This is a genomic window from Liquorilactobacillus capillatus DSM 19910, assembly GCF_001434915.1.
In the GTDB taxonomy this organism is placed as follows: Bacteria; Bacillota; Bacilli; order Lactobacillales; family Lactobacillaceae; genus Liquorilactobacillus; species Liquorilactobacillus capillatus.
Map to the genome: position 1 here is coordinate 126571 of NZ_AZEF01000013.1, position 11999 is coordinate 138569.

Below are 11999 nucleotides of genomic sequence, written 5' to 3' on the forward strand. Positions count from 1 at the left end.
TTCAATATCTCGTAACAAGTAAATAACTTGGGACCAACTAAATTTTTGAATAAATAGTATTTAAAAAGAGTAGTGATAGGTAGTTGAAGTTTATCAACTAGTTATCAGTACTCTCTGTAAAATTATTTTTTATTAGGATTTAGTTTTAACTAGTTTATTAGCCTTAACGAATCCGCGTTGAATCCAAAATGACAGTAATAAGGCGATCAGGTCGATTAAAACAAAAGCAATTAGGGTGAAAGTATAGTTGTGAAATAATTGGTGTGTTAACGAGAGAAGTAGTGGTCCAATGACCCCGGCTGCTGCCCATGCTGTTAAGACATACCCGTGAACAGCACCAAGCTCTTTAGTACCGAAAATGTCACCTAGGTAGGCTGGAATAACGGAGAATCCAGCACCGTAGCAAGACATCAATAAGCATAGTGCAACAACAAATAGAAATGGTACTTTAAAGATGAGCATTGCTGACAGCATAACGATATCTAGAATGAATATGGTACTAAAAGTTGCTGGACGACCAATAAAATCAGATAAGGTTGCCCATATCAAGCGTCCAAAACCATTAAAGAGTCCAATGATCCCAACCATCACAGCAGCAGTCTGGACAGACATCCCCGTCATACTTTGAGCCATCGGAGATGCGGCGGAGACAAGACCGATTCCGCAAGTAATATTGATGAAGAACATGAGCCATAGAAAAGCAAATGATTTAGTCTTTAAGGCTTGGTTGGCAGATAATTCAGGCCCGTTAGTTAGTCGTGTTCCAGTATTTTTTAAAGTTGCTGGATTAGTAGTTACAATATTTTGCGGTCGGATGATAAATTGGGCTGCCAACAGCATAACGGCAAAGTAAAAGATCCCCAACAGGTAAAAAGTTCGTTCAAGACCAACACTTGCGATTAAGCGTTGTGCAACTGGGCCGGTAAGCATTGCAGCGAAACCAAAGCCCATAATTGCTAACCCAGTAGCTAAACCACGTTTATCTGGGAACCATTTAATAATAGTTGAGACTGGCGTGACGTAACCAGCCCCTAAGCCGAGTCCGCCAATAACGCCATATGAAAGGTAAAGAAGCCAAAGAGCATCTTGATGAATAGCAAAACCGGTCATAATTGTGCCGATTCCATACAGGAAACTAGCAATCGTTCCAGTTAAGCGTGGTCCGATTTTTTCAACAACTTTACCCATAAAGGCAGCTGACATTCCTAAGAAAAAAATCGCGATACTGAAAGCAAGGGCAACCGAAGATTCTGCCCAGCCAGTTTGTTTAGCGATGGGGTTGGTAAAAACACTCCAGGCATAAACGGAACCGATCATTAGATGGAACATGATACCTGCAAACGCAACGACATAACGGTTTGTCTTCAACACTAATTCCTCCAGTATAATATTATGCGAACAATATTAAATTTTACACGATTATCATTAATATATATGAATGATATCATAACAATACAGATTTTAAAACATTAAAATGAACAATTATAACGAACTTTGCTATGGCTGACTAACCAAGCATATCTTGTAGACAGAAAAAAACTAGGATAACTTTTAATGATCGTTAAAAAATATATTAAAGTTAATCCAAAATTATTTTTGGTATAGCTATTGATTTATATATTAACAAATGCTAAGTTGCTTATGTAATATATATATTGCAAATGAGGAAAGATAATGAATAAAATAAAAAAATACAGGAAAGAAAAAGGAATATCACAAATGGAGTTGTCTGCGATGGTTGGTGTAGCAAGACAAACTATTACATTAATAGAAAGTGGCAAATATAATCCATCATTGGCGTTATGTACCAGAATTGCACAGGCCTTAGATAGTGATTTAAATAGCCTTTTTTGGGAGGAAGAGAATGAGTAAGAAACTAGTAGAGAAGATAATAAAACATTTTTATGGAATAGATGGTATATTAGATGAATGTAAAAAAGAACAACTAAATAAGTTTGGTAATATTGCATTTATAATAATTTGGTGGTACTTACTGATTTCAGGGTTTGTTGCGATACTGTTGTCTGTCAATAATCTAACCATGGCTGTGCAATTTTTAATTGCAGGTAATCTATTAGTAGCTTTGGTGGGGATTTTTTCTGTTATCTGGTTCTTACGTAAAAAAAGATTGGACGTTGTAGAAATTGATAAGAATGAGTATCCTAAGCAGAAAAAAAGATACTTGCGAAAAAGTATCGGTTTAAGTATTTATTTTGGAGTTTGTATGTATATTTTTAGTGTACTGACCGATACGGTTATGGAGTCCAAACATTTCTGGCAGTCAATAAGTTCAGTAGATAACATTTATACTGCAATATTTCAAGGAGTGGGTTTTGGAGTTTGTATGTATATTTTTTATATTATCAAATTAAAAAAATAATTATTTAGTGTGTACTGTAATATTACTTTCAAAATAAACATGTCCAAGTTTTGTAAGGCACTTCAAAGTCGGAAAAATTAGAGTACTAACTCAAAATTACGAACATAGCGAGTACTCTGCTATGAGTAATTCAAAGTTAGACGGGGAATTTTGATTTATGGAACACGTTTATACGGAATAAAAGAGGAGCTGTACCAAACGTTAAATTTTGGCACAGCTTCAGCTAAATTAGAAAAATCTATTTTTAAAAGATGTAATTTACTTATGATCATTAACCCATTATTCACTATAGTTAATTACTCCATGCTTATATTATCTGTAAAAACGACAGCTGAGGTTTCTGAATTTTAGGATTAAGCATAATAGGCGATGATATCTTTCAGTGTTGCTGCGGCACCTTTTTTACCTGTACCTTCTTCATAATATCTAGTAAACCGTGGGTCGGAGACGTACATTATTGCCAAATCTATGTGCGCTTCGGATGAGTATTGATCTTCTGGCCAAGTTATGAGTAGAAATTTTTTATGCAAATCAAAAAGATGCTTTGCGGCTGGCTGATTTAAGTTCTTGGCACCTACTAACGGTTTAAGTTCAGACAGGATTTGGTCCGTTAACTTTTCGAGAGTTGTTATCTCAGTTTGGGCTAAGGACTTGAATTTTTGGTTACTTTTATCAATAATAGCATCACTGTATTTATCACGAATTTCTTTACCATATCTTAATTCGTTATTGCGGATAGTTTTTGTCTTAAAAGCTGCAAATTTATCAAGATTGTTCATTGGTGATCCTCCTTTCATAGTTGCGAGTGTTTGGTCTAGGTTAGCAAGTAAGGCTGTTAGTCGCTTCTGTTCAGCAATGATATATTGGCGCTGGCTATTTAGAGCGTGATATTGGGCCATTTCAGAACTAGCTAGAATTTTTCTGATTTGGTTCAATGGTAGATCAAATAATCTCAAAAACATGATCTTCTGCAGTCGATCAACGTCAGCCTCATTGTAATAACGATAATTATTATCAGAATTTCGCTGAGCTGTTAACAGCTCTTTTTTATCATAGAAACGTAAAGTTCGCGTTGAGATACCAGCTAATTTTGCTAACTCAGTTATTGAATATATCATTTTATTTGTTTCAGCTCCTTACTTGCAAAGCAAAGTATATACTTTGACGTAACGTTAAGGTCAAGGGAAGATCACGTCATTATTAATGAGTATCAGATAGAGCTTCTAAATTAGTTCTGGTTTTTAATTCAACTCATTAAAAAAATATAAAAAAACCCGCGAAGTTTTGGTATAAAATCCAACTTCGTGGGTTCATGCTGTCAGCACTTTGATGTTAGTTACTTCTTTGGATCTAGACTTCAGCAAAACTAACTTTAAAAAATTAATCGTTTAAAACAGCCTACTTATTCAATTTCAATATGATTTCCAGTTGTTTTTTCTGCGGCTAGCTTCGGTAATGTTAATTTAAGGACCCCATCTTCGCATTTAGCCTTGATTCCATCTTTATCAACATTAGGTAAACTATACTGGCGCGCAAAACGACCATAACTGCGTTCGCTTGCGATAACATTACCTTTATCATCACTTTCGTCACTGAAAGAATCGCGTTTTGCACTAACTGAAAGGAGACCATCATGGTACTCGACTGCAATATTTTTCTTGTCGATCCCCGGAACATCGATCCGGACATCATAAGCTTCATCAGTTTCTTTAACGTCCGTCTTTAAGGCACGATTAACTGAATTGTCAAAATCAAAAAACGAACGACCCAAATTTCCGAAGAAATCATCTTGTTTCATCCAATTGTTAAAGCGATTTGTTAATTCATTTGCCATACTCAAAGACATCCTTTCTTTTTTTATTCTTTCAACTATTATGGTAATCAAAATTAAATAAATTGCAACTAAAATGGACTTAGCTAAGCATAAAAAGATGAAGTAATTATGCTAAAAGTATTGACAGATTCACTGCTTATATGCTAAACTTAGGTTTCTATTATACGGTGAGCGTCTGCAACGGAAGGCAGGCGCTATTTTTTTGGAATTGTTTGTATTCGCTTACGTACTTTAAAAGTGATACACTGATGATACACAAGGTTTAAGTTTAATGGAAGGAGCAAAATACATGACAAGACGGGATAAAATATTAGCCTACTTGGACAACCATACTGAAAATGATACTGCAAGTGCCACAACTGAGCAGATAGCTACAGCATTAGGCATTTTGCGTCCTAATGTGAGCAAGGAACTTAACCAGTTAGTTAGGGAAGATAAAGTAAAAAAAAAGAATGGTCGTCCTGTACGCTACTTTATTTTAAAAGAAACCAGTCATGTTACTGAAAAAAGGTTAGAAAAGAAACCTACCATTGGATTTGCTGGCAGTACTGCGTTGATTGATAATACAGAAAATACTACATTTACAGAAAGAGTGGAGAACAATGATGTTTTTGCAGGAATGATAGGTTCACGTGATAGTTTGAAGAATCAGACTGAGCAAGCAAAAGCAGCGTTACTTTATCCACCACATGGTTTAAATACACTGATAATTGGACCAACCGGGTCAGGAAAAACATATTTTGCTAATAAAATGTATCGCTTCGCAGTGGCAAAAAAAATTATTGCTAGAAAGGGCTTTACAACTTTTAACTGTGCAGATTATGCGCATAACCCACAGCTATTGATGTCACATCTATTTGGTTACGTCAAAGGCGCCTTTACAGGGGCTAATGAAGATAAAGATGGACTTATTCAGGAAGCTAATGGTGGAATGCTTTTCTTAGATGAGGTACACCGGTTACCGCCTGAAGGACAAGAAATGATTTTTTACTTTATGGATCATGGAACCTATAGCCGTTTAGGTGAAACGGCTAAGGTCCATCGTGCGGATGTCCGGCTGATTTGTGCAACTACAGAGAATCCAGAGAGTGCATTATTACAGACCTTTGTCCGTAGAATCCCAGTAACAATACAACTCCCTGCGTTTGATCAGAGAAGCGCTCGTGAAAAACTGCAGTTGCTGCAACGGTTATTAACTCTTGAAGCTAATCGAATTCGTAAGAATATTCGGTTAAGTGAGGATGTAGTTCAGGCTTTACTAGGCAGTGTTACATATGGTAATGTAGGACAACTAAAATCAAATATTCAATTAGTTTGTGCACAAGGCTTCCTGAATAGTATGCAAAATAAAAATGAAATTAATCTGAAATTCAGTCAGTTACCTCCGAATATAAAAGATGGTTTATCGCATTTGGCAAATAATCGCCATGAACTCGGTAAAGTAACGCGCCTTTTAGAACCGATGATGGTTATCAAGCCGGATTTTAAGCGGGGGATCCCTGAAGTAGATAGTTATGAACTTCCTTATAACTTATATGAAATAATTGGTGATAAAGCGGCACTATTGAAAGATGAAGGGCTGGATCAATCTTCTATCAATAACTTTATAATGACAGATATCAATCTACACCTTAAATCATTTTATCGGCAGGGCAAGCTAGATAAAACAGTTAATAGCTTAAGTGAAATAGTTGACCAAGAGATTATTGATTTAACAGAACAGATTCAACGTTTCCTGCAGGAGAAAGAAAACTACCCGGTAAGAGAGAGCTTTATTTATGCGATGAGTTTGCATATCAGTTCTTTCATCAAACGAATCCAGTCTGGCAAACCTTTACGTAATATGTCTGATGATCTTGTATCAATGGTGCATGATTATCCAGGGGAACTTAAAATAGCTGGTAAAATCAAGAAGTTAGTCGAGGAACATTACGGCTTTCCTATTCCACAGTCAGAAGTGTACTATATGGCAATATTATTAGCATCACTTAGATCTGAGCCTAAAACCGGTAAAGTCGGTATTGTAGTTGCGGCGCATGGTAATAGCACGGCTTCGTCAATGGCACAGGTTGTTTCGCAACTACTCTCGGTTGATAATATTGCAGCGTTTGATATGCCATTGGAGATGAGCCCTAAAGTTGCATTAGATGGAATTGCTACCCAGGTTAGAACGATTGATCGGGGGAATGGGGTCTTACTTTTAGTAGATATGGGTTCGTTAAGTACTTTTAGCAGTAAATTAAGTGAAAAAACGAATGTTCATGTTAAGACGATCGACATGGTAACTACAGCGATGGTCCTAGAAGCGGCACGGAAGACGGCTTTGATAGATAGCGGACTTGAAGTAGTTTACCGTGAGTTGCGTGAATTTGCAGGTTATTCACGGACTTTAGGGAAGAAACAAGAGAAAAATGAACATACGGTAAGCAAACAAATGGCTGAACAAAAGAAGAAGGCTATTATTGCAATTTGCTCGACTGGTGAAGGAACCGCTAAAAAGATTAAAGAGTTATTGGATAAAATTCTAATTGATAATCTAATTGATGATATTACGGTTATTACGGTTTCAGTAGTTAAAATGAAGGCAAAAATTGCTGAAGTGCAGCGTGATTATGAAATAGTGGCAGCGACAGGTATTGTTGAGCCAGAGATTTCGGTCCCTTTTATTTCATTGGAGAACCTATTACAAGGTGGCGGTGAACGATTTGTCAGCTTGATTGAGCAAGTGAATGATCATAACTTAGATAGCGTACATGCGCTTGAACAATCGGAGACCTTGACTGAAGAGACCAGTCAAAAATATTTAGACCAGTACTTTACCTTTATCAACCCTAATAAAATCACTAAAATACTGTGGGATTATTGTGATTTTATTCAACAACACAGTGATTTTATAATCTCAAACACTTTTAGGGTCAGTTTGATTATGCATTTGGCTGGAGCGCTGGAACGTTACTTAACCCGCTCCGAGGTGGAAGTTGATCAGCAAAAAATAGTCGCAATCAAATCAGACAAATTATATGCTAGTATCAAACAAGCCAATGAACTATTAGATAAGACGCTGAATATTAAAATTACAGAGGGAGAGACTTATTACTTGGTCGCGTTGTTTAATACAGAAAAAAAGAAAATTAATACACTATAGAAATGATACACTGATAAAAGTGTATCATTTGTTTTTTTTGCTTAAAAAACACTATGATAGCGGTATTAAAAGACGATACACAAGACTTGGCATGATAATTGCTTATATCAAGTGTAGTTGCTTTCAAAAGTCATCAATAATAGTTTTGGGTATGATTACTAGAAGGGTCTATGCAGATTGAAGTGAACACAGAACAAAGGTTATATTAATATTGACAATATCAAGATGGCTGGTGAGTTATTGTGGTAATGGATGTACGTTTGTTGCGAATTGACAGCCGCTTGTTGCATGGACAGGTTGCAACTAATTGGGCTAAGGCCATTAGTGTTAACCGAATTTTAGTTGTTTCAGATCGTGTTGCACGAGATATAATGCGTAAGACGTTAATTACTCAGGCTGCTCCTCCCGGAATCAAAGCAAATGTTATTACGGTTGAAAAGATGATCAAGCTTTTTGATGACTTGCGTTTTGTTTCACTTAAACCTATGATTTTAGTTGAAGACCCAATTGATGCTAAAAGATTAGTTGAGGGAGGCATCAAGGTCAAGACGATTAATATCGGTGCGATGAGTTTTGACAGTTCAAAGGTTATGGTAACGGATACGATTGCTGTTGGGCGAGAAGATGTAAAGGCTCTCAAATGGCTGCATGATTTTGGAATTGAACTTGATGTTCGTAAAGTTGCTAGTGATAGCTCTAAGAATCTTTGGAAAGCTCTTTTGGAAAAAGAACTAGTTAAAGATGCTTAGTTTTGCTAGTTAATAAAAAAATATTGCGAGTTATTCAATTAACTGAAGGGTGGTGAGGTAGCTTTAATCTGCTAAAGTAATTCTGGTTAAGTCTTATGTATTAAAAAGTGATGTTTAACCAGAAGTTTTAGTTGATACTGACTAAAACAAAAAATCTTTTATATAGGAGGTATTAGACAATGGTAGGAATTATCCTAGCGAGCCACGGCGGTTTTGCTGAAGGCATTTTCCAATCGGCCTCAATGATTTTTGGGGAACAGGCTAACGTCAAAGCAGTCACCTTGATGCCGAATGAAGGCCCAGATGACATAAGAGCTAAGATGGAAAAAGCAGTTGCATCTTTTGAAAATAAAGATGAAGTTTTATTCCTGATTGATTTGTGGGGAGGGACACCTTTTAACCAAGCAAATGCTCTTTTGGAAGAACATAAAGACAAATGGGCTATTGTTGCTGGTATGAATTTGCCAATGGTAATTGAAGCGTATGCATCCCGTTTGTCGATGGAATCGGCACAAGAGATTGCAGCACATATTATTGAAACGGCAAAAGATGGGGTGAAAGTTAAGCCCGAAGGATTACAGCCGCAAAAGAAAGAAAAAGCAGTTCAAGACGATCAGCCTAAAGGGTCATTGCCACCTGGAACAGTAGTGGGTGATGGTAAGATTAAGTATGTTCTGGCTCGGATTGATTCTCGTCTTCTACATGGACAAGTTGCGACGGCGTGGACGAGATCCACAAATCCTAATAGAATTATTGTTGTTTCAGATAAAGTGGCCAAAGATAATCTGCGTAAGAATATGATCGTGGAAGCTGCTCCTCCTGGTGTACATGCAAATGTTATTCCAGTTGGAAAAATGGTTGACGTAGCAAAAGATACTCGGTTCGGTAAAACAAGGGCGTTGATTCTTTTTGAAAATCCTGAAGATGCACTAACAGTTATTAAAGCGGGTGTTGACATTAAGGAACTTAATATTGGATCGATGGCACATTCTGTTGGTAAAGTTGCTGTCAGCAAAGTTTTGTCCTTAGATGGTCAAGATGTTAAAGCATTTGAAGAGTTGGAGAAATTAGGTGTTAAGTTTGACGTGCGTAAAGTTCCAGATGATTCAAAAGGGAATATGGATCAGATTATTAAAAAAGCACGCCAAGGACTTGCAGGAAGCAAGTAATAAAAGTTAATAAAAAAAGGAGGATTATCAAATGTCTGCTATATCAATGATTTTAGTTGTGATCGTTGCCTTTTTTGCAGGAATGGAAGGTATCTTAGATGAATTTCAATTCCATCAACCTTTGGTGTCATGTACATTAATAGGTTTGGTAACTGGTCACTTGACGCTTGGTATTATGTTGGGCGGTTCATTACAAATGATCGCTTTAGGATGGGCTAATATTGGAGCAGCTGTAGCTCCGGATATTGCTCTAGCTGCTACTGCATCAGCAATTATTTTAATTCAAGGTGGTCAAGGAACTCATGGTTTAGGTTCAGCGATTGCATTTGCGATTCCACTGGCTGTAGCTGGTTTATTCTTGACGATGATTGTACGTACTATTACTGTTGCTATTGTTCATTTTATGGATGCTGCTGCTGCAAAGGGAAACTCGCGAATGATCGATTTTTGGCAAATGGTATGTATTTGCTTGCAAGGATTACGAATTGCGATCCCAGCTGCATTGTTATTGATTATCCCAGCTTCAAGTGTACGTGATCTACTAGGCTCTATGCCAAGCTGGTTAAGTGATGGGATGACTATCGGTGGTGGAATGGTTGTTGCCGTTGGTTATGCAATGGTTATTAATATGATGGCATCACGTGAAGTATGGCCTTTCTTTGCAATTGGTTTTGTAATTGCTGCAATTACTGATTTAACATTAATTGCGATCGGTGCTATTGGTTTATCACTTGCCTTAATGTACTTGGAATTAGATAAGGGTGGTTCTGGTAAAGGAAACAATGGCGGTAGCAATAACAACACTGGTGATCCGCTAGGTGATATTCTGGATGACTATTAAAATCAAAGGAGGTAAGCGAAATGGAAGAAAAGAAAGTTAGTTTAACTAAAAGTGATCGATTACGTGTTGCTTGGCGCTCAACCTTCTTGCAGGGTTCATGGAACTATGAACGTATGCAAAATGGTGGTTGGTGCTATTCAATGATTCCGGCTATTAATAAACTATATAAGAAAAAAGAGGATCGGATTGCTGCTTATCAGCGGCATCTAGAGTTCTTTAATACTCATCCTTACGTAGCTTCACCTGTTATTGGTGTTACACTAGCATTGGAAGAAGAACGTGCTAATGGCGCACCTGTTGATGATGTTGCAATCCAAGGTGTTAAAGTCGGTATGATGGGACCATTGGCTGGTGTTGGTGATCCAGTCTTCTGGTATACTGTTCGTCCTATCGTGGGTGCTTTAGGTGCATCATTAGCTCTTAGTGGAAATATTATTGGTCCTATTTTGTTCTTTGTTATTTGGAATATTATTCGCTGGGGCTTTATGTGGTATACGCAGGAATTTGGGTATCGTGCTGGTAGCAAGATTACAGAAGATCTATCTGGTGGTTTATTGCAGAGTGTTACTAGAGTTGCATCAATGATGGGGATGTTTGTTATCGCTGCCTTGATTGAGCGGTGGGTAGTAATTAAATTTACGCCAGTCGTTTCAAGGATCAAGCAACAAGCAGGAGCTTACATTGATTGGGACAAACTACCAAAGGGCGCCAAAGGAATTCAAGCTGCTTTGCAGCAACAAGCAAGTGGGTTATCATTGACAAAAGTTAAAGTTACGACTCTACAGGATAACTTAGACTCATTGATTCCTGGGTTAGTGCCATTACTCTTAACATTTCTTTGTATGTGGCTTTTGAAGAAAAAAGTTTCACCAATTGTTATTATTATTGGGATCTTTATCGTTGGGGTCGTTGGGCATGTAGTCGGCCTTCTGTAAACCGAGATATTTATGAATTATAGTAAGCTTGTGAAGAGGTAAAAAACGTAGGGGGTGATGGTATGGTTGAATCAATTAATTCTAGAGTGAATCTAGCTATTGAAGCTACGTCATATTTAGGCTTAGGTGACTATGGAAAAATTATGGTAGGGGATAAGGGCTTTGAGTTTTATAATGATCGTGATATAAATAAATTTATCCAAATACCATGGGAAGAGGTTGACTTGGTTATTGCATCTATCATGTTTAAGGGGAAATGGATACCACGGTATGCTATCCAAACGAAACATAATGGAATGTACAAGTTCTCCTCTAGAGATCCTAAGAAGGTTTTACGTGCTATTCGTGAATATGTGGAGCCAGACCATATTGTACGTTCACTGACCTTTTTTCAAGTCCTTAGACGTAATTTGAAGTGGCTGTTTAGAACGATAAAGAAGAAGCTCTCCAGAAAGATTAATGTTTAGTAGGTAATTATTAAAGTAGTTTTCTATTAGAATTATTGGGCTTTAGAAGTAATCAGTAGAAATAAAGAGATAAAAGACGGTGTCGCTGGTTTATCATAGACTAGCGATGCCGTTTTTTAGGTACTGTAGGGTTAGTTTAGGCCATGAGTGCGTTATAAAATTTTATTTTTGAGCGAAATAAGTGATGTTTTCTAAAAAAAGTCTTGACGATAAATACAAAGACGTGTATATTTATTTGTGTTGCCGCGTTTCATATAACATTACCGTTATAGTGCCGGTTAATTAAAAGCTTGACATTAATAACATAATCAAGTATGATAAATAAGTCGTCTTGCTTCTAAGTTAAAACTTAATATTTAAATTAGGTCTTGACAAGCAATTGAAGCTTTGATAACATATAAATGTTGTGTTAAACAACTTAAACAAGTAGATCTTTGAAAACTGAACAAAGTTTCGACAAATCAAATGTGTAGGGTCTC

At 36.9% G+C, this 11999-nt stretch carries 11 protein-coding genes; 8 read left to right on the forward strand and 3 right to left on the reverse strand.

Going from position 1 to position 11999, the window contains the following annotated elements; all coding sequences use genetic code 11:
• Positions 1–132: 132 nt before the first annotated feature.
• Positions 133–1368: an L-lactate MFS transporter gene (locus tag FC81_RS03625; RefSeq protein WP_057743072.1), complete on the reverse strand. Its 1236-nt coding sequence runs from the start codon at positions 1366–1368 to the stop codon at positions 133–135.
• Between the two features lie 306 nt (positions 1369–1674).
• Between FC81_RS03625 and FC81_RS03630 the strand changes: the two genes are divergently transcribed.
• Both FC81_RS03630 and FC81_RS03635 read left to right on the forward strand, forming a co-directional pair.
• Complete coding sequence (locus FC81_RS03630; RefSeq protein WP_057743074.1) at positions 1675–1872, forward strand: helix-turn-helix transcriptional regulator; 198 nt, start codon at positions 1675–1677, stop codon at positions 1870–1872.
• Positions 1865–2380 carry a DUF3278 domain-containing protein gene (locus FC81_RS03635; RefSeq protein ID WP_057743075.1) on the forward strand — a complete coding sequence of 172 codons (516 nt, stop codon included), beginning with the start codon at positions 1865–1867 and terminating at the stop codon, positions 2378–2380. The genes FC81_RS03630 and FC81_RS03635 overlap by 8 nt, the downstream gene beginning before the upstream one ends.
• Positions 2381–2733: 353 nt before the next feature.
• On the opposite strand, the gene FC81_RS03645 is transcribed toward FC81_RS03635, so the two are convergent.
• Together FC81_RS03645 and FC81_RS03650 are read right to left on the reverse strand one after the other, a co-directional pair.
• Entirely contained in the window at positions 2734–3498 is a 765-nt protein-coding gene (locus FC81_RS03645) for a MerR family transcriptional regulator (RefSeq protein WP_057743079.1), read from the reverse strand.
• Between the two features lie 284 nt (positions 3499–3782).
• Positions 3783–4214: an Hsp20/alpha crystallin family protein gene (locus FC81_RS03650; RefSeq protein WP_057743081.1), complete on the reverse strand. Its 432-nt coding sequence runs from the start codon at positions 4212–4214 to the stop codon at positions 3783–3785.
• 289 nt (positions 4215–4503) lie between these two features.
• Here FC81_RS03650 and FC81_RS03655 point away from each other — a divergent pair, with 289 nt between their 5' ends.
• From FC81_RS03655 to FC81_RS03680, 6 genes are all read left to right on the forward strand, one after another.
• Complete coding sequence (locus FC81_RS03655) at positions 4504–7359, forward strand: sigma-54-dependent transcriptional regulator (RefSeq protein WP_057743083.1); 2856 nt, start codon at positions 4504–4506, stop codon at positions 7357–7359.
• Positions 7360–7601: 242 nt separating this feature from the next.
• On the forward strand, positions 7602–8108 hold the full coding sequence (locus FC81_RS03660; RefSeq protein ID WP_083478741.1) for a PTS sugar transporter subunit IIB: 507 nt from the start codon (positions 7602–7604) through the stop codon (positions 8106–8108).
• Between the two features lie 179 nt (positions 8109–8287).
• A complete protein-coding gene (locus tag FC81_RS03665; RefSeq protein ID WP_057743086.1) occupies positions 8288–9277 on the forward strand; it encodes a mannose/fructose/sorbose PTS transporter subunit IIA in 990 nt (329 codons plus the stop codon).
• A 31-nt stretch (positions 9278–9308) separates the two neighbouring features.
• Positions 9309–10118 carry a PTS mannose/fructose/sorbose transporter subunit IIC gene (locus tag FC81_RS03670; protein ID WP_057743088.1) on the forward strand — a complete coding sequence of 270 codons (810 nt, stop codon included), beginning with the start codon at positions 9309–9311 and terminating at the stop codon, positions 10116–10118.
• 20 nt (positions 10119–10138) lie between these two features.
• The gene (locus tag FC81_RS03675) at positions 10139–11053 is read left to right on the forward strand and encodes a PTS system mannose/fructose/sorbose family transporter subunit IID (protein WP_057743090.1); all 915 of its coding nucleotides are present in this window, start codon (positions 10139–10141) and stop codon (positions 11051–11053) included.
• 62 nt (positions 11054–11115) lie between these two features.
• Positions 11116–11520 carry a DUF956 family protein gene (locus FC81_RS03680; protein WP_057743092.1) on the forward strand — a complete coding sequence of 135 codons (405 nt, stop codon included), beginning with the start codon at positions 11116–11118 and terminating at the stop codon, positions 11518–11520.
• Positions 11521–11999: the final 479 nt, after the last annotated feature.